The organism is Limnoglobus roseus, assembly GCF_008254045.1.
In the GTDB taxonomy this organism is placed as follows: domain Bacteria; phylum Planctomycetota; class Planctomycetia; order Gemmatales; family Gemmataceae; genus Limnoglobus; species Limnoglobus roseus.
Genome location: NZ_CP042425.1, coordinates 3,980,985 through 4,001,625 on the forward strand (window position 1 = coordinate 3,980,985; position 20,641 = coordinate 4,001,625).

The following is a 20,641-nucleotide window of genomic DNA, read 5'->3' on the forward strand; positions in this document are numbered from 1 at the left end:
GCCGCGGTGTCGGGGATCACCTCCGCAAGGGGAACGAATGACGACCGAAGCGGAGACCTTACCATGCACTGTTCGGGACTTGCGAGTGTTCTGCTCGCCCGGTCACGGTCGGCCGCTGGCCGCCAGTCACCCTGTGCGGGTGGCCCCAGAGAAGATCTCCGCGTCCACCTCGTCGCCACAAAGAGGAGCGGGGCCGGGGGCAAAACACACTGAGAATTGTGGAGGCCATCGGCAACCACCGCAAGGATTTCGTAGGGCTGACCGCAAGGAGATTGTCCTCACCTTTGCGACACGCTCGCACAAGGTTCACGAGGTAACGCCCGCGGCGCTGCCTGCACGCGGCCGATAGCGTCGCGGGCGAAGTCGAGGTCGTGGGCGCGGAGAGGGCGGCTAACAACACCCGCTAACCGCCCCCATACAGGAGTAGCCTGATCCATCGGTGGACCCCAGTCAGGCCGGCTGCACGGCCCGGACCTTGTGCTGGGAGAGCATCACCGGCCCATTCGGGTCGAGCGAGTGTTGCTTGTTGTGGAGCAGGACAAACCGCCGGTACCCGTCGTGGTCGGCGTCCTCGTTGCGGATGGCGGAGTGCCGCACTCGGAGAGTGTGGCGGAGTTGGTCAATGGGTTTCGACGGTGAGGGCTGGCAAATCACGCCTCATCAGAGTATCCACCACGCGGTCGTCGGCGGCGTAACGCGTGGTCGGAGGCAGGGAATGGGAACCCCGTATATCGCTCGACGAACGTCACCTCCGGTCCGGCCCGCTCGCTGAGGACGACGTCCGACCGATACAGGGCCCGGTCGTCCTCGAATGGCGTCAGCCCGGCCGTCAGGGCGGCCAGCCGGCGGTCGATGCACTGGCTGCACCGCCCGCAGTGAGCGTAAGTCAACCGCGGGAAGCGGTTGTAAAGTTCAACGAGCCAACCCGCCGGCACCACTACCGATAGAGCACGAGGTCACTGGGCGTCCGGCGTAACGTCTGGCACGGCAATCTTGGCGTACTCTGGCGACAGATGCCGCTCGACGATCCCGGCCAGCTCCACGAACGCGCGAGCCGCCTCCGACCGGGCCTCATCGCCCAAGTGGTACACGTACAAATGCCGAGCGTCCGCGAACGTCCTCCAGGACCGTTCGAACAAGGCGGCGAAGTGCGGCCCAGGATGATCGGGCGGCGACGGTTGGCGAATGACGGCGACTAACTCGGCCATCCGCTCGGACTCCGCGTGTGACAGCCGACCGGACACGGTGGCGAACCGACAGAGGACTTCGTCTTCGGAATCCCGGCGGATCTCGCCGTAGAAGGCCCCATCCGCATCGATACTGCGGAGCCGCCAGACGATCCCGTCCGACCCGTCGCAACGCCAATACAGAGCGAGCGTCGGTCGCTCGCCCTCCGCCGACGAATTTGTCATACGGTCACGCGACACGATACATCCGCTGCTCCACTCCGGCGGCGACAGCCAGAAGCAACCCGGCCGGCGCGTTCCTGAGTGGGAAGGGTCAACCTGTCGCCGGGTCCGGTGTAGGGCCGGGTTCGGTGTGTCTGGACTCTTCGATCAACAACCCGAGTCGCTGGCGGACTTCCTCATTGCCCAAGTCGTGCAGCTTCTGTCGCAGGGCCGCGGCGTCCAACTCGGCCCAGACCAGTCCGCACGCCGCGCAGGCGGACGCCGCGGCCGGGACCGGCACTTCGGGAAATTGAAAGCTCAGGGAGAACAGCCGCAGTTCCTCGGGCCGGAAGCCGAACCGCACCCCACAGGTGCTGTACGAGCCACGCACCACCAGCGACTGGCCACACCGCGGGCACGGGTCATCGTCCGCCATCGGGTCTGCCCTCCGAGCAATAGGAACCCTCGCCCCGCGCGGCCCGATGGGCTGCGAGACTCAGTCGCTAGGCTACTCGCAGGATCTCCCCGGCACAAGTACCAAGAGCGGAGACGCCCGCTTCTCATCCCTTCGCCATCACGAGATCGACGACCCCGCACCCGCGGACGTGTGGCCCGCCCCGGCAGTGGGCGAGGATGTCGGCGTCCACGCACCCGGCGTCCTGCAGCGCGTCACCGAGGATCGGCAGGCGGTCGAAGGTCCGGTCGACGTAGATGCCTTTGGCGAGGCCAACCGCGGTTGATGTGAGCCAAGACGGATCAAGGGCGACCCGGCGGAACGGATTCCCTACTACGCAGCGAAGAATGGCTGCTTGTACGTTCCGTTCGCTCACGTCCTCTTCATCTGCAAGGTAGGTATTCCGCCGGCCGTCTCGATCTTGGTCACTTCGAGCCACGTCATCGTCGGAAGCCAGAGCGCCCACGGAACCCCTCTCTGTCCTTTCCCGAAGACGTTACTGTGAGCGGCCTCGACATCCGCCGCCGTGCTTTGACCATCGGCGTACGCTTCTGCGACCGCAGTCCCCTTCTGTCCATCCCCTGAAAATACATGCCATTTCCTTCGGCAGCACCCACAGGAGAAGAGGCAGACCTTTCGCTCACTTGAGCGGTTTCGTTTCCTCCCACCGAGCCAACGCAGTAAGGCACTCGGATCAATCCCCGCCAGCCACTCGGCTTCCGTCATCGCCCCGCCCTTAGTGGTCCTGCCATGATACCGGTTGGCGGGAGGGGGCCAGTCGGCAGCGTCCGGGAAGCCCGTGTACGGGTGGCGAGGACGAGCGTGCCGAGCGAGCGGAGGCGATTCGGCCCGACAGAACGGTCCAGGGGTCGAGCCGCTATCGCACCGCCGGGCGGCGGTCGGCGGCGGCCTTCGCCTCGTGCGTCAGCCGGGCGTCGGCTGCCCCGGGGGCGAGCGCGTCGAGGACCGGCAGGGCTTCCCTCGTGGCGGTTCGCTCGAAGGCCGTTACGGCCCGCGCGCCCGGCACGTCGGGGTGACGCGGGTCCGCCGGTCGGCGTAGGCGGCGAGTACCTGCTCCGCCCGATCCCGCTGTTCGACCGAGGCCGTGGCCAACTTGCGAAGGCCAGGGCCGCCCCCGGGCCGAACTGGAGCAGCGCCTTCTCGGCCGCGTCCCGGTCCGCGAAGGCCGCGGCGTCGAGGGCGGCCGCGGCCTTTCCGACCACCTCCGCGTCGGCGGCGGCCACCGGCGACACGTTCGCCCGCACGACCGCGACGGCCTGGCCCGGCCGGGCGGGCCGGCGGCGTTACGTCCCAGAAGAGGATGGCGCCGTCCGCGTGGCCGGTGGCGAGGGTGCGGCCGTCCGGTGTCGCGTCCCAGGCGGTGACGAACGCCCGCCCGTCGGCCGGCGCACTGGCGGGGGCCGGGTGCCGGACGACCCGCTGGCCGCCGGCTAGGTTCCACACGCCGACGCCCGCCCAGTCGGCCGCGATCAGACCCCGGGCTGTCGGCCGTGAACCGGACCAAGCCCGTGGCCGCCGCCCACCGGTCCAGTTTGGCCCCCGTCGCCACATCCCAGACCGTCACGCCCGCGTGGCCCGCCGGGGTCCGGCCGTCGGTTGGGGCCGCCAGGCAACCGGAGGTCGCCGAGGGCGCGGAGGTCGGGTCGTTTCTGTCCCGTGACCGGGTTCCCCGTCGCCGGGTCCTGTGCCTGGACGTTGGTGGATATCCCAACCATGCCGACGAACGTCTTGCCGTCGTCCGACAGGCCGCACATCGAGAAGCCGCCGTCGAGTTGCCACACCTGCTTGCCGGCCGCCACATCCCAGCGGGACGGCCGCCGAAGGAGTCGGGTCAACAGACGCCTGCTCCCTCCGCTCGTTACGGCTTCATCGGGCTTGGAGCGGCCGCCGTGATTCCCATCACGGTGGCCGCCTCCTTGTGAGCCAGCCACAGGATGAGGTCCTCCGGGACCCCGCCGCCGCCCAGAGGATTTCGATCGTCGGGTGGAAGCGATTTCATCCCTGCCGCGGTTTCAGCCGCCAGACGGCGGGCCTCGTCGAGTTGGCCCAGGCGAAACAGGCTCATGGCCCGGAAGAACGCCGCGACGCCCTTGATCCCGGCGTCGGGCGTCGCGAGCAGGGCCGCGGCGACGGCGTAGTTGCCGGCGCGGTACTCCGCCAGGCCGCGAGCGTCCTTTGACCCCTTGCTCGCCATCGCCAGGATCGCTTCGCGTTCGGCCGAGTCGGCGAGCGGTCGGAGGCAACACACCTTCACTACCGGACTGGTCCAGTAGGGGTCGGTCTTGTTGCCGACGCTCGCACGAACCTGCTGGCAGGTAGCGGCATAGTCCGCGTCCAGGCCGAACCAGACCTGGAGGGCGGCGGCCTTGAGCGTGAGGGCCGCGTCCGTCGGGCTGGCACACGCCAGGGTCGTCAGCAGGGGAACCGCCTCCCGGGTGCGGTCGGACTCCACGAGCGCCTGGGCCAGTTCCGCCGTCCAGTCGGGGTTCTCCGGTTCCTTCGCCCACTTCGCTTCCAGGCCCGCGAGGGCGACCGCGCGGACGGTGGCGGCCGTCGGCCCGTTGCCCTGGCGGACCAGTTCGCGGGCGAGCCGGGCCAGGCCGGCCGGGTCGTCCTTCAACACGGCCACCGCGGCGTCAGGCTTTCCGGCACGAATGTAGGCCTCGGCGAACCGCCGGCGGTCGTCGCCGCGGGCGGTCCCGGCGGCGAGGGCGCGTTCAATGTTCGGCAAGGCGCGCGGCGTCGTGTCCCGCTCGAACCCGCGGGTCGCGTCCCAGACCCAGACCCTGCCGTCGCTGCCGGCCGCAGCCAGTTGCGTGCCGTCCGGCCGCCACGATACGTCGTGGAACATCACCGAGTTGCCGCGGAGGGCGAACGCTTCCGCCCCCGTTTCGGGCACCCATACGCGGACCGAGTTGTCGATGCTCGCCGTGGCCACACGAGACCCGTCCGGGCTCCAGGCGACGGCGTCCACGAAGTCGTTGTGGCCGCGGAGCGTCTGGAACCGGCCGCCCGTCTTCGCGTCCCAGATGATGACGATGCGGTCGGTCCCGGCCGACGCCAACTGCGTGCCGGTCGGGTTCCAGGCCAGGCCGAACACCCAACTCGTGTGGCCCTTCATGGCGGGGGCAACCGCGACACCGTCCGGGTTCCAGAGCTTCACGAGGCGGTCCCACCCGGCGGACGCCAGCCGGTCCCCTTGCGGACTCCAGGCCAGCGACCGCACGCCGTTCCGGCATTCGCCTTTGGCCACGCCGGGGTGGGCCGGGAAGTCGCGGCGAACCGTCGGTGCCAGGGGAAGCCCCTCCACGATTCGAATCGACCCGTCCTGCGATCCGACGGCCAGCCGCGTCCCGCCCGCGTTCCACGCGACGGACCAAACAGCGCCGCGGTCGGCGGACGTGGCGAAGACCTCCCGGCCGCTGGCGACCTCCCAGACCTTCGCCACGCCGTCCAGGCCGGCCGACGCCAGGAGCGTTCCGTCCGGGTTCCAGGCTAGCGAGCGGATCAGGCCGAACTGCGGTTCGATCTGCGCTCGGTCGTGCCCGCGGAGCGGCTGCACCTCGCGGCGGGCGGTCGGGTCCCAGATGCGCACGACGCCGTCGTTGCCGGCCGACGCCAGGCGCTCGCCCCCCGCACTCCAGGCCACCGCCGTCGCCTGCCCGGCGTGGCCGGGCAACGTGCCGGACTCCTGATCGTGGACCGAATCCCAAACCCGCAGGCTGCCGTCCGACCCGCCGGACGCCAGGCGGCCGTCGGGCCCCCAGGCGAGCGAGACCACGTTCGCCCGCTGCCCCCGCAGGGTGGTTTCCTCGTGGCCGGTAGCCGCGTCCCACACCTTGATCGTTTCGTCCATGCTCCCGGTCGCCAGTCGGTGGCCGGTCGGCTCCCACGCGATCACCGTGATCCCGTGCGAGTGCCGCAGCGGGGGGAGAACCGTCTTCTGCTCGGCGACATCCCAGACGTTCACGAAAAAGTCGTTGGCGCTGGTCGTGGCAAGACGGGTGCCGTCGGGACTCCACGCCACATGGTAGATGGAATCCACCTGCGCCTGAAACGTGTCGATCTTGGCCCCGGCCCGCGGGGCGGACACCGACACCGTTCCGTCGTAGCGGCCGGTCGCCACACTCAGGCCGTCCGGGCTCCACGCCCCGGCGGTGGCGGTCGAGCCGGCGTGGAGCACCTGGTCCGACAGCCGGTTCTCGAGGACATCCCAGATTTGAACGAACCCCGATTGCGCCCACGTCGCCAGACGTGTGCCGTCCGCGTTGAACGCCACGGAAATGATGGCGGAGTTATTCCCCGGAAACTCCCGGAGCTTTCGCCCGCTCGGGATCTCCCAGACGGTGACCGCCCCACCATGGCCGCCCGCGGCCAGCTTGCCGCCATCCCGGCTCCAATCGAGCCACCGGGTGCCGTGGTACAGGACGGTCGGGGGCGGGGCCGTCAGCGTCAAGGTCGTTTGCTCGCGATCGGCGTCCCAGATGCGGATCCGGCCTTCGGCCGTGCCCTCGGCGAGCCGCCGGGTGGCGGCGTTCCAGGCCACGGTACACGGCCGCCGGCCGACCCCGGCCGTGCCTTCCGTGAGGGTGCGGAGGCTCTGGTACGGCAGCGAGTTCACGTAGAACCACTCCCACCCGCGGCGGTCGGGGCCGTCGCCCCGCGGCAGCCAGTGGTTGAGCAGCGCCCGCATGTTCGGCAACCCGCGGTGCTCCCGCCACGCCTGAACGGCCAGGGGCATCTCGGCGTGATAGAGGTTTTGGTCGGCCCGTTTGCCCTGCTCGATGGCGTCGCGTTCGTTCGCCTCGGCGCGGTCCTGGTTGTCCTTGGCCTGCCGCTCGCGGAACTCCGCGTCGCGGGCGAACCCCTCAGCCCGGACGGCGAACACGGTGGAGACGACCGACCCGCCGGCCAGGCACAGGACGAGCGCCGCGACCAGCCCGGCCATGGCCGGCCGCCGCCGCACCCACATCCAGACCCGCTCCACCTCGGTCGCCCGGCGGGCGGCGATCGGCCGGCCGTCCAGGTAGCGTTGCAGGTCGTCGGCCAGCGCCGCGGCGGTCGGGTACCGCCGGGCGGGGTCTTTCTCGGTCGCCTTCTCGACGATCGTCACCAGGTTTCGTGGGGCGTCCTGACGAAGTTTCCCCAATCGCGGCGGGTCGCCGGTCGTCACCTGCTTGACGAGCTTGTTCCGGTCCCCTTCCTCGAACGCCGGCCGCAGGGCAATCAACTCGAACAGTGTCAGGCCGATGGCGTACACGTCGCCGCGGGCGTCGAACTTCCCGTCGAACGCCTCCGGCGGCATGTACCGCAGGGTACCGAGCAGGTCGCCGGTGTGCGTCAGGTCGTCCGAGTCGTCCGCCTTCGCGAGGCCGAAGTCAGTCACCCAGACAATGCCGTCCATGTCCAGCAGGAGGTTGCTCGGCTTGATGTCGCGGTGGAGCACGCCCACGCGGTGGGCGTAGGCGAGGGCGCCGGCCACCTGCACGCCGATCCGGGCCACGCTCTCCCAGTACGTCGTCCCGGACACGCTCGACCCGGACACGCTCGACCCCGACCGGCCGGGTAGGTGGACGCCGGAACTACCGAGCGACACCGGCGCCGGGCCCGCCTGAGAATCGGGGAGCGTGTCGGGGGCGGCGTCCGGCCGCCCCACGAGGGACCGGGCGAGCGCCTCGCTCGTCGCCGCCCGGTCGCCCGACTGGGTCGGGTCCGGCGTGCGGCCACCGGCAGGTGAGCGGGCCAGTTCGTCGATGACCGCGTCCAACCCCAGGCCGGGGATGTACTGCATGACGTAGTACGGCGTACCTTCGTGCTCGCCGAACCCGTGGACCGGGACGATGTTCGTGTGGTGGAGCTTGGCCGCGGCCTTCGCCTCCCGCTCGAACCGCCGCCGCTTGGTTGGGTCCCGCAGGACGCCGAACGGTAGCAGCTTGATCGCCACGCGGCGGCCGAGCGAGACCTGGTCGGCCTCGTACACGACCCCCATGCCCCCCCGCCCGACTTCGCGGAGCAGGCGAAAGTCGCCGAGGTTCGTCATCGGCGGCGCGGCCGTCACGGCCAGTTCCGGACCGATGTCGGCCTTGGCCCGCTCCAATTCGACGAGCGCGGGGAACAGTGCACGGATGTCTTCGGCCAGGGCCGGGTGGCGGTCGCAGTATTCCTCCAGGCGCGGCCGTTCGCCCGCCCGCTGACGGGCAGCGAACTCGTCGGCGAGTTGGTTCAACAACACGTCGTGAGCATCGCTCGTGTCGTCCATGTCGATCTCTACCTACAGGGGCTTGAGCACGTCTTTGAGGCGTTTTAGGGCACGGACGTACCGCTTGGCCGCAGCCGCCTCGCCGATGTCGAGTACCCGCGCGGCCTCGGCGTGGGTGAGTTCCTCGAAGTGCCGCAAGCTGAGAATCTCTCGGTCGAGCGGGTCGAGGGCGTTGAGCGCTTCCTGCAGCCGCAGCAACCGCTCGGCCCGGACGACGGCCTGAGTCGGCGACGTTTCCTTCCCCAGCAGGTGGGCCGCGAGGGCGGCGCTGGACGCGGCGGGCATCGGCCCGCGGTAGAGCGACACCTCGCGGGCGGCGTCGCGGACTTGGGCACCGAGGTGGTCCCGGTGGACCTTCGCCAGTCGTTCCCCGACGACCAGCCGCAGCCAGAGGAACAGGGGGATGTTCGACTCCGCGAGGTAGGTCGGGAACTTGGCGACGGCGTCCGCGAACCCGTCCTGGAGTACGTCCGATGGATCGACGCGGCCGCGGACCCGCCGGTCGAGCCGCGCCTCGACCATTCGCCGCAGTCGGTCCCGGTGCCGGACCAGAGCCTCGCCCGCAGCCGCCCCGTCCCCGGTCGCGGCCCGGCGGACCAAGTCGACATCGTCGTCGGTCGCACTCATGCTTGCAAACCTCGGGGCCTTACGTCCTAACCTCCCAGATGGCCGCGGGGCTGGACAGGAGAATCGCCCAATTTATTAGGAGTCTCCGTTGACGATTTCAGGCTCTCGACCCGCCGATCGCATTCGGAGCGTCCCGGACGCCGATTCACGGGTTCGGCTTTCTGAAATTCGCTCGCGGCTTTCGTGTCCAGCTTTCGCCGCTCACGGAAGGTTAGGAATCCAGAGCTGTTGGGTCGTGCGTCCGCCATGAACCGTGGCGGCTTCTTGCCGCCGTCCGTGGCGGCTTGACGAGAGGCGACCATTACCCCGAGGCGACCAATTCTGGTCACAATCTAGAGGCTGAACGATGGTGAATTTTCACATGCCCAGTTTGGACAAGCTGAGAACGTATGCCTGGACAGGGGAAGATGGTGTCGAAACCTGTTTAATTGCTGGGCTTCAAGCTTGTGGCCGGTCCCATCCAACCCATACTCTTTGTTGAGGTCCAGCAGCCGTGGACCGCCATGGCCGACCGGTCGAGCACCAGGACCATGAACACGTTGCGGCCCCCGGACTTCACCAGGACGTGCTCGTACCGACCGGTCGGCTCTCGATAGACCGCCTCGACATTGCCGGCCGAGCAGTCGTGCCCGACTCGAAGTCGGATGCCGGGATGGCGTCGAAGTACGACCAGAAGTCGAAAGGAGGTACCTCGTTATCGCCGGCCGGGTTCATCGTCCCGCCGAAGGTGGCGAGGTGTTGCTCTCGACTCAGAAGCGGCATGTGACCCGGTCTCCCAGAAGCGATCCGAGGGATGTAACCTATCTCGGCCGCTCGCCCGTGGGGAGGAGCCATTGGAGTTCGAGTTGTTGCGTCATTTGAAGCACGTCCACGTCGGGCCGTACCAGGCGTTGCCCAAAAATGGCAGGCGTTGAAAGTCGAGCTTGCGGCCCGAGGCGAGGTCATCGGTTTCCCGTCGCTGGAGGTCTACAGCCACCACTGCGACGACCCGGCGAAACTGGAGACGACGATCCGGATCGGCCTCCGGTCGAAACCGGCGTGAACGTGTCGGGCGGGGGCGACCGCCCGATCGCCACGGCACGCCTTCCTCTCACAAGTCCTTCGGACCATCCTTGACGTTCGGGGCAGCGGTTGCCACCTCCACTTCCTTGAGCAACCCGTTCAGGTCGAGCCGTCGGGTGAACATCGCCAACTCGCCGGCGGGCGTCCGGGGCCACTGTTCCGGCGGGCGGTCCCAGTACAGTTCCACGCCGTTGTCGTCGGGGTCACGCAGGTACAACGCCTCGCTGACGCCGTGATCGGCCGCCCCGTCCAGCGGGACGCCCGCTTCGAGGACACGCCGCAGGGCCACGGCCAGTGCCCGCCGTGTCGGGTAGAGGATGGCGGTGTGGTACAGGCCGGTCGATCCGGGCGGCGGCGGCGATCCGCCCTGGCTCTCCCAGGTGTTCAGCCCGATGTGGTGGTGGTAGCCGCCCGCCGACACGAACGCCGCCTGCGACCCGTACCGCTGGGTGATCTCGAACCCGAGGACGCCGCAGTAGAACCGCAACGCCCGATCCAGGTCGGCCACCTTCAGGTGGACGTGCCCGATGCGGACCTGCGGGTCAACCGGGGGGTGCTTGGTCGTGTCCATAAGGTACTTCTTCGCTATGGCGGCGTGGGGCAACGGGCACGGCCCCGTCCACAAATACCCCAGACGCCGGCCAGGGCTTACGCACCCGTGCGGGCCGCTTGCCGCCGGAACGGATGGCAGCCTGTCACCGCAGCACGAGGACGGCGATCTCGCACGCCGGGTAGCGGTCGGTGGCCGGGCTTTGCCGGACCTGCTCGACGACGAACCCGCACCTCTGAAGAACCCGCAGTGATGCCCCGTTGCTCGTGGCGGCGGTGGCGGTCAACGGACGCTTAGTGACTTCCCGGAGCAGCAGGTGCAACGCCCGGCTGGCGATTCCCTTCCCCCAAAACGCCGGGTCGATCCAGTAGCCGACGTGATCTTGGCCCTCCACCGAGAAGCAGGAGACGTGCCCGGCGAACGCCCCGTCGAACAGGATGGCTCGGGCCGGGGCATTTGGGTCGATCAACGATTTCGCCCACAGCGAGTCGAACGCCTCCCGGGTCCGGGGGATCGTCACCGCCATCCGGTTCGAGTCCGGGTCGAGTTGCAAGGCGAACATGCGGGGCAGGTCACCCGCCACGACCGGCCGGAGCCGAACCCGGTCGCCCGTTGAGACTCCGCCGTCCGGCTTCTGAGCGATGACGTAGACGTGAGACTCGGGGTGCTGGTCGTACTCGAGGTGGCGGCAGACGCACCCGGCTTCAACCAGAATTTTCAAGGTATTCGGGATGCCGAGCGTGGCATGGTACATGGGCGGCCCCATGTACGAATTCTGCCGCTCGTCCGGCTCGTCCGTGCCGCCCGTGGTGAACACGAGAACCCCGCCCGCTGCCAGTCCCCGGCACAGCTTGGTCAGGGCCGCTGCCTGCCCGCTCAGCGGGACGTGCCACACGCTGTCCCAGGCCACGATCAGGTCGTACGCCTCGGGCAGTTCCCAACCGCAAATATCGGCGAGGAACAGCCGGGCGTCCGGGTGTCTCTGCCGAGCCTGGGCGATCATCGCCGGGGACACGTCGATCCCGTCCGTGCGGAAGCCGTGATTGCCCAACAGCACCATCAGCCGCCCGGTGCCGCACCCCACGTCGAGGGCCACGCCCTTGTGCTTCACGAAGGCGACGGCCCGCTCGACCTGGGCGAACCCGTAGGTCGAAACATCGACCCACCGGACGGCGATCTGGTCGTAGCTGGCGGCGACTTGTTCGGGGGTCATGCGTCGGTCTGCTCCACGAGATGCCCGGCTCCCGGATGGTTGATTCACCCGTTCGTCGCCGTGATCGACAATTGGATGGTGGTAGCGAGCGACACCCACACGAAGTACGGGACTTGGGCGACGGCGACCCAGCGGCGGTGCGGCCAGGCGGCGATCACGCACCAGGGGATCGTCGCCCACACGACCACGATGTCCGCCGCCGCCAGCGGCACGTTCCGCAACCCGGCGAACAGGGGCATGAACAGCACGTTGGCGACGAGGTTGATGGCGAACGGCAGGGCCACCCGCCGGGGTATCTTTCTGCGGAACGCCTGCACGAAGACGAACCCGAAGCTGACCAGGATGACCGGGTAGAGGAGCGTCCAGATCAGGCGGATCGTTGCCGGGGCGGGCGTCCACGAGGGCTTCGTCAGGGAGTCGTACCACTCGATCCACGGCATCATCAGGTCCCTCGTTGGCGGGCCGGGCGGCCCCTCGGCCCGTCACCGGCGTTCGGGGCTGACGGCCCGGAGCATGGCCGCCGCCGAGTCCCGGCCGAACCGCTTCTGCAACCGCCGCACGACCGGGTACCCGAGCCGGGTCAGGACGTGGCTCGGGCGGGAGAACGCCAGGATGTCGTACCACACGCCGCCGTCGGCCCGGTCCCACTCGACCCGGAACCGCTCCTCGCCCCGCTCGACGTGGCCCGGCAGCGTGCCGTAGGCGAACCCGAACCGGCTGACCGGCCCGGCCTCGTCCACGACGTACACGATCCGGCAGGCGTTGACCCACCAGTGGCCGACCGCCCGGCCCATCACCGCCACGACCTCGCCCTCCCGAATGGGCGTGTCGGGCGACCACGCCTCCACCCAGCCGAGGCGGAACTGTTCCCACCGCCGTAGGGCGGCGATGGCCGCCCGGAACACCACCTCGCCCTCGCCCAGCTTGATGCGGGTACGGTCTACGACGAAACCGGCCGGGGGCGTCCCGGCGGTTGCGCCCACCGCCTCGTAGGTGAACCGTAACGGCGTCTGAGTCGCCAGGAACCGGCGTAACGTGTCGGGCGTCGGTTTTCGGAGTGCCAAGACGTTCTCCTTCGCCCCCGCCCGCCGCCGAGCCTGTGCCGTGGTCCGCCGGGTGGTAAAATGCCCCCGCCTCATACTATCCGTATTTCGACACGCTTCCCAACCGAGGGATCGACCGAACACGATGCCAGAACCAGGACCGGAAAACCCCGTCGTGCTGTTGACCGGCGCATCCGGGTACGTCGGCGGGCGGCTCGTCCGGGTACTCGAACGGCAGCCCGTCGCCCTGCGGTGTCTGGCCCGGTCGCCCGACACGTTGCGGCCCCTCGTCCGAGAATCCACCCAGATCGTCCGGGGCGACGTTCTCGACCCGCCGTCGCTGGCCGAAGCCATGCGGGGCGTCCACACTGCCTACTACCTCGTCCACCTGATGTCCGACTCGAAGGACTTCGAGAAGGACGACAAGCAAGCGGCGACCCATTTCGCCGCCGCCGCCAGGGACGCCGGGGTGCGGCGGATCGTCTACCTGGGCGGGTTGGGGGACGACGCCGACCCGAACTTGTCGCCGCACCTGCGGAGCCGCCACGAAGTCGGCGACATCCTCCGCTCGTCCGGCGTCGAGACGGTCGAGTTCCGGGCCGGGATGGTAATCGGGGCGGGGAGCCTGTCGTACCAGTTGGTGAGGTCGCTGACCGACCGCCTGCCGGTCATGCTCTGCCCCCGGTGGCTGACCACGGCCACCCAGCCCATCGCCGTGGACGACGTGCTGACGTACCTGCTGGCGGCGAGGGAGATGCCGCCGGGCGGGAGCCGCACCTTCGAGATCGGCAGTCCGGACGTGACGACCTACGCCGACCTGATCCGGGAGTACGCCCGGCAGAAGGAGCTGCGGCGGTGGCTGATCTTCGTCCCGGTGCTGACGCCGTACCTGTCCGGCCTGTGGCTGGCCCTCGTGACGCCCGCCAAGTTCGAGGTCGGGCGGCACCTGATCGAGGGGTTGAAGAACTCGACCGTCGTTCGGGAGAAGACGGCCCGGGATGCCTTCCCGGTGCGGCCGATGGGGGTGAAGGACGCCATTCGGAAGGCCATCGCCGATACGACCGGGTGACGGGCCAGAGCGTGCGGACCAACTTCGGACTGATCGGGCGGCGGTTCCAGGCCACTTCCGGGGACGAACGATGAAATCAACAGTTGAAGAAATTCGGCAGCGGTTCGACGCCGACGTGGAGCGGTTCTCAAACCTCGAAACCGGGCAGTCGGCGACGGTCGATGCCCCGCTGGCGATGGCGCTCGTCGCTCAAGCGGCAGCGGCCACGACGCCCCACGCCCGACACGTCTTGGACGTGGGGTGCGGGGCCGGGAACTACACGCTCAAGTTGCTGGAGGGGCTGCCGGACCGGGACGTCACTTTAATCGACCTGAGCCAGCCGATGCTCGACCGGGCAAAAGAGCGAGTCGGCCGAGCGACCACGGGTAGCGTCACGACGATCCGGGGCGACATCCGGGAAGTCGAACTCCCCGAAGGTCGATTCGACATTGTGCTGGCCGCTGCGGTGTTGCACCACCTGCGGACGGACGACGAGTGGCAGGCGGTGTTCGCCGCCTTGCACCGGGCGCTGCGACCCGGCGGGTCGGTGTGGATTTTCGATCTCGTGGAGAGTTCGATCCCGGCGGTCAACGGCGTGATGCGGCAGCAGTACGGCGAGTACCTGACCCGGCTGAAGGGCGAGGCGTACCGGGACCACGTGTTCGCTTACGTCGAGAGGGAAGATACCCCACGGCCGCTCACGTACCAACTCGACTTATTGCGGCACGTCGGTTTCGCTCAAATCGAAGTCTTGCACAAGCACGTCTGCTTTGCGGCCTTCGGGGCGGTGAAGGGATAACGTCCTCAGCCTCCGAGGCCGTGGTCCGAAGGTATGGTCCGTCGTGGGGCGACCGCCGCGGTGAGGAGGATGGATCAAGTTCGATTCTTCATCAGCGAGATCGCCGATGCGTGCCCATCGGTGGGCCACGTTCGGGATCCCAACCAGTTCGCCCGACGGGGTGACCCGACTTTGCCTCGGCATAGTCGTCGTTCCTCGGGTTCAGAGCGCCCCCTGGCTCGCCTGTCGTCCGAATGTCATCCGCCCCAATTCCAACAATTGGATTTTCCAAATCGAGCGGCGGACGAGTAGCACGCCACCTTTCGTTAGAAACGGGCGACTGTGAAGGGTCGCATCTTCCGATCATACTTGCGACCCTTTCCGTTGTGAACATGGCTGCCGGGTTGGCTGCCGCCCATTCTACTTCGGTCATCATTCGGCCTCGGAACCGACACTAAAGATGACAGTCGGCTTTAAACATTGCGATCAGTATGGCACTTTTGACCAACGCCCGGCAACGAGTGGTATGTTTTTGGTATGCATTTCGAGCCAGTGATATGAAAACGCCTGGGAAACAAGGCATTTCGTGCGGTGATTGACGCCGGTTCAAATCCTACCGCCGCAACTAAACTTGAACAGACGTCCAGAGGCTGCCGGGAGATGACAACAGTTGTCTTCCGGCCGTTTTCGCTTTGATTTCCAGGCATTTCTACTCCGACCGCCGAGGCAACAGCAATCTCGAACGACTGTGCAATCATGCCGCCAGATTACGGGATTTGACCTCTTCGGCCTATGGCTGATGCAACCGGCGGTGCAACCAAACTGGCCAGCGACAGACCCGGCAGAGCGTTCAGGGCGTGAACCGTGTCCTGAATTCGCAGGTGCGTGTAGACGTTAGCCCGTGGGTGTCATGTCTACCACGAACCCGCGTTCGTGCGTTTTCGGGATGCCGGCGGCGTTCAGGTGCCGAACGAGGTGGACCGGCACAGCAAACAGGCGGTCGGACGGCTTCCGGCTGATGTCCGCGATCCAAGTCCGCAGTTCGTCTGCACAGGTCCGTCCGGAGCGGCAGATACGCCCCCTTACGGTTCTTCTCGTCTGCGGCTTCAAGTTCGATCCGCGGCGGCTCGTCGAACAACACTTGGCCGACGGTCAGACTTCGCAACTCGGCGTGCCGCAGGCCGGTCAGGACGAGCGTCTTGTACACCAACGCCCGTTCCCGCCCGGCCCGCTCCAACTTGCTGCACTAGGCCGGTGAGAGGTTGGCTTCCCCTTGTCGGTCGCCGCGGTTCTTCACCAGCTTGGCGGTCAGTGAACGAGTTCGCGCGATTTCGAGAAGTTGCATCAACTCCGCTTCGGTCAGGGCACGACGTTCCTTACGCCGGTCAGTGCGGGTGTTGGCTTTCGGCAACCGGCCGGGCGGATTCGCCGTCATCCGGCCTGTCTCGATGCACCAGTTGGCGAATACGATCCAGGCTTCCCGGAAACCGTTGCGGGTGCGGGCCGACATGCCTTCTGTCTCACGCTCAATGAGCCAGCGTTCAAATGGCGAAGTGGTGACACTCGCCAACGTGTCGAACCGGCAGTCGTTCGCAACGCGACGGAGTGCGGACATCGTGTTCCGGTGATACACCCGGTTGACACCCTTCGCCTTCTGGTGGTTCTCGAACGCCGCGAAGTGGTCGGGCAACGGAACGGACTGGTGGAAGCCGGTCGCCTCTTCGTTCGCCGTGATGCACCCGGCCCGCTTCAACTCGACCCGGCGTTCCCATTGAGCCAACTTCTGTCGGGCAGTTTGCTCGTCCCGGCACCGTGTCGAACGGGTAACGAGCGAACCGTCCGCATCCCGGAACTTGGCGAAGTACGTTGCCGACCGCGTGATGATCTTCGTACCGCATGGTGAGAGGCTAGCGGTTCGGAGCTTCCCGCGGACTCGCCAACGGACCATCTGCTCGCTGTTCTTGACGAAGGGTTCCGCGGTCGGCGGGATTCGTCGCGTAGTCGATTTCTTGAATACCGAACCCATGTGATTCCCTTTGTGCGGACCACGACAGCGGACACACCCGAAGAGGCCAACGGTCGGCGCGAAGTAAGTGTAGCGCGAATCGGAACGAAATGGCAGGTGGCATCCGTGCCCCGCCTTGGTCCCTTCTGGGACATAGGACACTATTGTACCCTCTACGATGGACGTGAAATGCCCTCACTTATCGCGCCGTCACGCGATAATTGCTGACGCGCTTCGGTTAACCGCCTTGCACGACGACCTAGAGCAAGCCCGCCCGCTTCAAGCCGTCAAAGGCCCGTCGAACGGTGCGGACGTTCACCCCCGCTCGCCGTGCGATGTCCATCTGACTCGTACGGGAAGCGTCATGCTTGCTGTCGCGGAACAGCACGAACCACACCTTGATTTCCGCAGCGGACATTGCAGCCAAGCGATGATCGACGACGGCGTTCAACAAGCGAAAGCGGTCGCCCGTGTTCGTTGGTCTCTTCGGGTGTGCAGGAGGTTCGGGCCGGGTCCGTCGGTCGGAAGGCCGTATAGGTTCAACTGTTCAGTAATCATCTCTTGCCCTCAATCGCAGACGATCGGAATCGCCGAATCGCCCTACTGAACGTCAGAGGGATGTCCCTGCACTCGCCGTAGCGAGACTTCAAGTGACGGAGCGTGTGCGGGTCGTTGGCCTGTTCACCGGGGCTGAGGATATAGGCGTCGTCGGCACCGTACTCCAACTCGCTCGATTCGCGGAAGCTGGCGAGCGACAGTTGTGAGTAGCTGTTGCGGCCTTTGGTATCCTTCGACCGGCCGACCGCGGCAACAACGATAACGCCACAACCAGCGTTCGCCATCGCCCGAACGCCGTCCATCAACGCATCACCCCCGGCCCGCCGGTCGTCGGAAGAACCCGCCATCCGCTGGATGTAGTCCAGAACGATCAACTCGGCGCCGAGGGCGTTGGCCGTCGCGACGACATTCGAGAGCGTGAACGGCGAAGGCACAAACGTAAGGCGTCTCAATGCCGGTTCCATCTCATCGACCGCCGTGCGAACTTTGACGCGCTGTTCCTCCGTGAAAGTGCGTCGCAGAATGACCGTGAGCTGTAGTTCCGAGTGCCGCGAAAGCAAACGAAGCCAAAGTACGTTCGGCACCATCTCTACGTTGCAGACGACAGCCCGCAAGTTTTTGTTCAGCCGAAGCGCGTCGTACACGGCTTGCATCACGAACGCCGTCTTACCGGCGCCCGGTTCGTCGCCGAGCAATAGTACGCGGTTAGGACCGAACTGGACGTTCGCCAAATCATCATTGCCGATGCGCCACATGGCGGGCGGAACACCGGACAACAATTCCTCGCACCACCCCCGGCGAATGATGCGGCGGGGGCGACAGGCGGATGGGGTTCGTTCATTTTTCCACCCCCTTCACAGCGTTCGCATGCTCAATCCCCGACTGAACCGCGTGTGACAATTCCGAAGCAGAGAGTCCACAATCGCGGCCGGGTGCGTCGAGAAGTTGTTGAACGGCCGACGACGAGACGCCGCACTCGATTAGGTTCGCCGCCGCCCGGAAGAGTCGGCGTTCTCTTTTGCCGGGCGCTGGCAGTTCTCGCATGTGAACGATGTCCAGGGTGGCCCGTTGCAGACTGCAACAACCGTCCGCCGTTCGCTGGCGGTTAGCCGCTTCGCGCGTTAAAGTCCCTTGCTCGCAGCGTGCCCACAGGTCGGCGGCAGTGGCACACCGCTTTGGCGCCCGCGGCAGTTCGAAGGGACGAGGCCAATCGGCTGCCATCCTGATGCGTTCTACCGAAAGCCTCATTAGAGCGGTTCCCGAGATGATCAAGCGCCGGGTGCGCGGGTCGGTTAGTTTGTTGGCGACTCACAGGAGGGCCACCGATGCGGGCGTCCTCGGCCGATGTGCGGGCGCGGGTCCTGGCGGATTGTGATACCGGGCCGGGCACCCGAGCCATCGCCATCGAGTATCGCGCGAGCGAGTCTTGGGTCCGGCGGGTCCAGCAAGTACGGCGGGGGGCCGGGCGGATCACGCCCGTTGATCCGCGGCGGGGGCCCACACCCGGCCGGGGCGCCCACGCGGACGCGATCCGGCCGGCCGTCGCGGCGGCCCCAGACGCGACGCGGGCCGAGTACCGCCGAGCGGTTCGCGCTGCCCCGGTCCCGCTCGGCCCTCGCCGCCCTCGGGCTGCCGCGGGAAAAAAGTCGGTCCGAGCCGGCGAGCCGGACCGCCCGGATGGGGCCGCGGCTCGGACCGCGTGGCGTGCGGGCCAGCCGCACCTCGCTCCGGGCAAGTTGGTGTTCGTCGACGCGACGTGGGCGAGTACCCGGATGGCCCGGACGCACGGCCGGTGCCCGCGGTTGGTGATGGACGTGCCGCACGGGCACGGGAAGACGACCACGTTCGTGCCCGCCCGGCGGTCGGACGGGATGACCGCCCCCGTGGTGATCGACGGAGCGGTGACGGGTGACGTGTTCGTGGCGTACGTCGAGCAACCGTTGGTCCCGGCGCTGCGGCCGGGTGACCGCGTGGTAATGGACAACTTGGCCTGCCACAAGCGGGCCGGGGTGCGAGTTGCGGTTGCCGCCGGCGTACCGCCCGGGCCTCAACCCGATCGAAAAGGCGTTCGCCAAGCGGAAGGCCCGACACCGGGCGGCGACCAAGCGGACCGTGCGGGCCGTCGAGGGCTACCTGGGCGAGTGATCGACGACGTTCGCGGCCGAGGAGTGCCGCAACTACTTCGCCTGTCGCGACTATTCAACCGCTACACCGACTCGGGAACCGCTCTAGTCCTTCGATGAACGCCGGCCGATTGTCAACAGCAAGCGAGTCGATTCGTTCAAGCCACCGCGTGCAGCCCAGTCTTCGATCCGAGCATCCGGGGTGAACCCGTAGCCCAAGTGGGTCGGTTCCGAGCGGGTGACGACTGCCCCAACTACAGTCGAGTGGCCGACGGGTCGGCAACCCAGGACTAGACCGAGCGCGTCGTCACACCGCGGGCTCGCAGTGGTTCTCCTCTTCTCCTCGCCAGCTCTTGGCTCGTTACGCCGCCGCCTTCACCGGCTGCACCTGATGGAACAGCCACCGCACCCACCGGTTGGCGACGGCCGCGGCCACCACGCTCCCCGGCTTGCCCCGGCCCTTCATGTCGGCCGCCAGTTTCTTCCACCGGGCGTCGTACCGCACCAGCCGGTGGGCGGCCTCGATGAGCACGACCCGCAGCTGCGGGTTGCCGGCCTTGATCAGCCCGGCGTCGGCCTGCTTCTGGCCGCTCGACGCGTTCCGCGGCGACAGCCCGCAGAACCGGGCCGCCTGCTTGCCCGTCCGGAACCGGTCGAACCGCCCGATCTCGGCCCGGATGGTGGCCGCCGTGACCAGGCCGATCCCCTTCATCGTCAGCAGATTCACGACCAGGGCATCCTCGGCGGTGACCTGGGCCAGGCGTTGCTCGGCCGCCTTGACGTCGCCGGCCAGGGCCTTCAGGCGGCCCAGGTGCCGGTCCATCACCCACCGCGTCTGCTCGCTCAGGGCGGCGTCGCGGGTCAGCCACGTCAGCCACGCCACCGTCCACGGGTTCACGCCCTCGGGGGCGGCTACCCGGTTGTCGCGGAGCAGGGCCCCGATCCGCAGCTTGACGTTCCGCCGCTCGCCGACGAGCTGCTGGCGGTACCGGACGAGCCGTCGCAGTTCGCGGACCTCGGCCGGGGCGTGCCACACCTTGGGCAGGTACCCGACCCGCTCCAGGTCGGCGAGCATCTTGGCGTCCGAGTAGTCCGTCTTGTCCGGGTTGCCCTTCATGCGGGCCACATACCCGGGGTGGGCCAGGTCGACCAGCCACCCGGCTTTGGTCACCAGTTCCTCGGCCAGATCGGCCGACCCGCTGCACGCCTCGATGGCCGCCCGCACGTCGGTGCCGAACCGGGCGACGGCGTCGCGGATGGCCCGCCAGTCGTTCGCGCAACTCTGGTTGAGCAACACGCGGCCGCCGCGGTCCAGGGCGCACACCTGGACGGACAGGGTGTGGTAGTCCAGGCCCACGAAAACGGGGCCGGTCGTCGTTGCCGCGGGCATGGCTGGTCCTCGAAGGTGTGGTCCTGTTGATGGTGACCACACCCACCCTCTCCGGCAACCAGCGTTCATCCCCATCTACAGTCGTAGTTGACATGATAGCCACGCCAAAGGAGTTAGGGCGA

At 67.6% G+C, this 20,641-nt stretch carries 23 protein-coding genes; 5 read left to right on the forward strand and 18 right to left on the reverse strand.

Annotated elements, in window-relative coordinates:
- Positions 1-450 precede the first annotated feature (450 nt).
- From PX52LOC_RS40580 to PX52LOC_RS16545, 10 genes are all read right to left on the reverse strand, one after another.
- Entirely contained in the window at positions 451-597 is a 147-nt protein-coding gene (locus PX52LOC_RS40580; protein ID WP_168219040.1) for a hypothetical protein, read from the reverse strand.
- A 359-nt stretch (positions 598-956) separates the two neighbouring features.
- Positions 957-1,412: a hypothetical protein gene (locus PX52LOC_RS16510; RefSeq protein ID WP_149111145.1), complete on the reverse strand. Its 456-nt coding sequence runs from the start codon at positions 1,410-1,412 to the stop codon at positions 957-959.
- 88 nt (positions 1,413-1,500) lie between these two features.
- The gene (locus tag PX52LOC_RS16515; protein ID WP_149111146.1) at positions 1,501-1,824 is read right to left on the reverse strand and encodes a hypothetical protein; all 324 of its coding nucleotides are present in this window, start codon (positions 1,822-1,824) and stop codon (positions 1,501-1,503) included.
- Between the two features lie 124 nt (positions 1,825-1,948).
- On the reverse strand, positions 1,949-2,281 hold the full coding sequence (locus tag PX52LOC_RS16520) for a hypothetical protein (RefSeq protein WP_246173741.1): 333 nt from the start codon (positions 2,279-2,281) through the stop codon (positions 1,949-1,951).
- A gap of 438 nt (positions 2,282-2,719) precedes the next feature.
- Positions 2,720-2,869: a hypothetical protein gene (locus tag PX52LOC_RS40585; protein ID WP_168219041.1), complete on the reverse strand. Its 150-nt coding sequence runs from the start codon at positions 2,867-2,869 to the stop codon at positions 2,720-2,722.
- Positions 2,848-3,306, reverse strand: coding sequence for a hypothetical protein (locus tag PX52LOC_RS16525; RefSeq protein WP_149111147.1), 459 nt, complete (start codon positions 3,304-3,306; stop codon positions 2,848-2,850). Before PX52LOC_RS16525 ends, PX52LOC_RS40585 begins: the two co-directional genes overlap by 22 nt.
- 26 nt (positions 3,307-3,332) lie before the next feature.
- Positions 3,333-3,698 carry a hypothetical protein gene (locus tag PX52LOC_RS16530; RefSeq protein WP_149111148.1) on the reverse strand — a complete coding sequence of 122 codons (366 nt, stop codon included), beginning with the start codon at positions 3,696-3,698 and terminating at the stop codon, positions 3,333-3,335.
- A 23-nt stretch (positions 3,699-3,721) separates the two neighbouring features.
- Entirely contained in the window at positions 3,722-8,122 is a 4,401-nt protein-coding gene (locus tag PX52LOC_RS16535; protein WP_149111149.1) for a WD40 domain-containing protein, read from the reverse strand.
- A gap of 12 nt (positions 8,123-8,134) precedes the next feature.
- Positions 8,135-8,749, reverse strand: a complete 615-nt coding sequence (locus PX52LOC_RS16540) for a sigma-70 family RNA polymerase sigma factor (protein WP_149111150.1) — start codon at positions 8,747-8,749, stop codon at positions 8,135-8,137.
- Positions 8,750-9,304: 555 nt separating this feature from the next.
- Entirely contained in the window at positions 9,305-9,511 is a 207-nt protein-coding gene (locus PX52LOC_RS16545) for a hypothetical protein (RefSeq protein WP_149111151.1), read from the reverse strand.
- Between the two features lie 148 nt (positions 9,512-9,659).
- On the opposite strand from PX52LOC_RS16545, the gene PX52LOC_RS43335 reads away from it, so the two are divergent.
- Positions 9,660-9,791, forward strand: coding sequence for a hypothetical protein (locus PX52LOC_RS43335; protein WP_261368401.1), 132 nt, complete (start codon positions 9,660-9,662; stop codon positions 9,789-9,791).
- A gap of 48 nt (positions 9,792-9,839) precedes the next feature.
- Here PX52LOC_RS43335 and PX52LOC_RS16550 read toward each other — a convergent pair whose 3' ends face one another.
- The 4 genes from PX52LOC_RS16550 to PX52LOC_RS16565 form a co-directional block, all read right to left on the reverse strand.
- Complete coding sequence (locus tag PX52LOC_RS16550) at positions 9,840-10,382, reverse strand: VOC family protein (protein ID WP_149111152.1); 543 nt, start codon at positions 10,380-10,382, stop codon at positions 9,840-9,842.
- Between the two features lie 124 nt (positions 10,383-10,506).
- Positions 10,507-11,574, reverse strand: a complete 1,068-nt coding sequence (locus PX52LOC_RS16555) for a GNAT family N-acetyltransferase (protein WP_149111153.1) — start codon at positions 11,572-11,574, stop codon at positions 10,507-10,509.
- A 44-nt stretch (positions 11,575-11,618) separates the two neighbouring features.
- Positions 11,619-12,014 carry a TspO/MBR family protein gene (locus PX52LOC_RS16560; protein ID WP_149115521.1) on the reverse strand — a complete coding sequence of 132 codons (396 nt, stop codon included), beginning with the start codon at positions 12,012-12,014 and terminating at the stop codon, positions 11,619-11,621.
- Positions 12,015-12,056: 42 nt separating this feature from the next.
- Positions 12,057-12,638 carry a DUF1990 family protein gene (locus PX52LOC_RS16565; RefSeq protein ID WP_246173743.1) on the reverse strand — a complete coding sequence of 194 codons (582 nt, stop codon included), beginning with the start codon at positions 12,636-12,638 and terminating at the stop codon, positions 12,057-12,059.
- A 124-nt stretch (positions 12,639-12,762) separates the two neighbouring features.
- Between PX52LOC_RS16565 and PX52LOC_RS16570 the strand changes: the two genes are divergently transcribed.
- From PX52LOC_RS16570 to PX52LOC_RS16580, 3 genes are all read left to right on the forward strand, one after another.
- Positions 12,763-13,686 carry an NAD(P)H-binding protein gene (locus PX52LOC_RS16570; RefSeq protein WP_149111155.1) on the forward strand — a complete coding sequence of 308 codons (924 nt, stop codon included), beginning with the start codon at positions 12,763-12,765 and terminating at the stop codon, positions 13,684-13,686.
- Positions 13,687-13,756: 70 nt separating this feature from the next.
- Positions 13,757-14,464, forward strand: coding sequence for a class I SAM-dependent methyltransferase (locus PX52LOC_RS16575; protein WP_149111156.1), 708 nt, complete (start codon positions 13,757-13,759; stop codon positions 14,462-14,464).
- Between the two features lie 997 nt (positions 14,465-15,461).
- The gene (locus PX52LOC_RS16580; RefSeq protein ID WP_149111157.1) at positions 15,462-15,701 is read left to right on the forward strand and encodes a hypothetical protein; all 240 of its coding nucleotides are present in this window, start codon (positions 15,462-15,464) and stop codon (positions 15,699-15,701) included.
- Here the strand turns inward: PX52LOC_RS16580 and PX52LOC_RS16585 are convergent.
- The 3 genes from PX52LOC_RS16585 to PX52LOC_RS16590 all read right to left on the reverse strand — a co-directional run bounded on the left by PX52LOC_RS16585 (position 15,690) and on the right by PX52LOC_RS16590 (position 17,782).
- On the reverse strand, positions 15,690-16,469 hold the full coding sequence (locus PX52LOC_RS16585; protein ID WP_149111158.1) for a site-specific integrase: 780 nt from the start codon (positions 16,467-16,469) through the stop codon (positions 15,690-15,692). The genes PX52LOC_RS16580 and PX52LOC_RS16585 overlap by 12 nt on opposite strands.
- 238 nt (positions 16,470-16,707) lie before the next feature.
- A complete protein-coding gene (locus PX52LOC_RS40590) occupies positions 16,708-16,866 on the reverse strand; it encodes a helix-turn-helix domain-containing protein (RefSeq protein ID WP_168219042.1) in 159 nt (52 codons plus the stop codon).
- Between the two features lie 136 nt (positions 16,867-17,002).
- A complete protein-coding gene (locus PX52LOC_RS16590) occupies positions 17,003-17,782 on the reverse strand; it encodes a DnaB-like helicase C-terminal domain-containing protein (RefSeq protein WP_149111159.1) in 780 nt (259 codons plus the stop codon).
- 549 nt (positions 17,783-18,331) lie between these two features.
- On the opposite strand from PX52LOC_RS16590, the gene PX52LOC_RS16595 reads away from it, so the two are divergent.
- Complete coding sequence (locus PX52LOC_RS16595) at positions 18,332-19,249, forward strand: transposase (RefSeq protein WP_149111160.1); 918 nt, start codon at positions 18,332-18,334, stop codon at positions 19,247-19,249.
- A 241-nt stretch (positions 19,250-19,490) separates the two neighbouring features.
- On the opposite strand, the gene PX52LOC_RS16600 is transcribed toward PX52LOC_RS16595, so the two are convergent.
- Entirely contained in the window at positions 19,491-20,519 is a 1,029-nt protein-coding gene (locus PX52LOC_RS16600; protein WP_149109721.1) for an IS110 family RNA-guided transposase, read from the reverse strand.
- Positions 20,520-20,641: the final 122 nt, after the last annotated feature.

Excerpts from the sequence above, each read along its gene's own strand:
- PX52LOC_RS16510 (WP_149111145.1), bottom strand. The coding sequence starts at position 1,412 with ATGACAAATTCGTCGGCGGAGGGCGAGCGACCGACGCTCGCTCTGTAT.
- PX52LOC_RS16515 (WP_149111146.1), bottom strand. The coding sequence starts at position 1,824 with ATGGCGGACGATGACCCGTGCCCGCGGTGTGGCCAGTCGCTGGTGGTG.
- PX52LOC_RS16535 (WP_149111149.1), bottom strand. The coding sequence starts at position 8,122 with ATGGACGACACGAGCGATGCTCACGACGTGTTGTTGAACCAACTCGCC.
- PX52LOC_RS16540 (WP_149111150.1), bottom strand. The coding sequence starts at position 8,749 with ATGAGTGCGACCGACGACGATGTCGACTTGGTCCGCCGGGCCGCGACC.
- PX52LOC_RS16545 (WP_149111151.1), bottom strand. The coding sequence starts at position 9,511 with ATGCCGCTTCTGAGTCGAGAGCAACACCTCGCCACCTTCGGCGGGACG.
- PX52LOC_RS16550 (WP_149111152.1), bottom strand. The coding sequence starts at position 10,382 with ATGGACACGACCAAGCACCCCCCGGTTGACCCGCAGGTCCGCATCGGG.
- PX52LOC_RS16555 (WP_149111153.1), bottom strand. The coding sequence starts at position 11,574 with ATGACCCCCGAACAAGTCGCCGCCAGCTACGACCAGATCGCCGTCCGG.
- PX52LOC_RS16560 (WP_149115521.1), bottom strand. The coding sequence starts at position 12,014 with ATGCCGTGGATCGAGTGGTACGACTCCCTGACGAAGCCCTCGTGGACG.
- PX52LOC_RS16570 (WP_149111155.1), top strand. The coding sequence starts at position 12,763 with ATGCCAGAACCAGGACCGGAAAACCCCGTCGTGCTGTTGACCGGCGCA.
- PX52LOC_RS16575 (WP_149111156.1), top strand. The coding sequence starts at position 13,757 with ATGAAATCAACAGTTGAAGAAATTCGGCAGCGGTTCGACGCCGACGTG.
- PX52LOC_RS16580 (WP_149111157.1), top strand. The coding sequence starts at position 15,462 with ATGTCCGCGATCCAAGTCCGCAGTTCGTCTGCACAGGTCCGTCCGGAG.
- PX52LOC_RS16585 (WP_149111158.1), bottom strand. The coding sequence starts at position 16,469 with ATGGGTTCGGTATTCAAGAAATCGACTACGCGACGAATCCCGCCGACC.
- PX52LOC_RS40590 (WP_168219042.1), bottom strand. The coding sequence starts at position 16,866 with ATGTCCGCTGCGGAAATCAAGGTGTGGTTCGTGCTGTTCCGCGACAGC.
- PX52LOC_RS16595 (WP_149111160.1), top strand. The coding sequence starts at position 18,332 with ATGCGGGCGTCCTCGGCCGATGTGCGGGCGCGGGTCCTGGCGGATTGT.
- PX52LOC_RS16600 (WP_149109721.1), bottom strand. The coding sequence starts at position 20,519 with ATGCCCGCGGCAACGACGACCGGCCCCGTTTTCGTGGGCCTGGACTAC.